1 rRNA gene is annotated in these 334 nt (G+C 38.9%); it reads right to left on the reverse strand.

Annotation, left to right across the window (positions count from 1 at the left end):
• Positions 1-254 precede the first annotated feature (254 nt).
• Positions 255-334, reverse strand: a 16S ribosomal RNA gene (locus tag K5R16_RS22360); the annotation flags it as partial.

Genomic DNA, 334 nt, shown 5'->3' on the forward strand with positions numbered 1-334 from the left:
TTAATGTTTAAGTGTTTAGAACTCAATTTTTTAATTTCGCGTTAATCCTATAAATAACAGTACGATAAATCGTAGTTGTTATCCCTTTCAGATTAACACTATCAGCTTTCCAAATTTTTAAAGAACGATATCACTGCGACAAGGCAGGATATTTTGTCGCTCACCTCAACTCAATTAAGAGATAAGGAGAACAAGCAATCTGTGTGGACACTCAAACGTATTTTCATACTTCAGATGTGAGTTAGTCGTATAGGTAAGGAGGTGATCCAGCCCCAGGTTCCCCTAGGGCTACCTTGTTACGACTTCACCCCAGTCATGAACCACACCGTGGTAA

The organism is Shewanella sp. c952, from assembly GCF_019654975.1.
Taxonomy (GTDB): domain Bacteria; phylum Pseudomonadota; class Gammaproteobacteria; order Enterobacterales; family Shewanellaceae; genus Shewanella.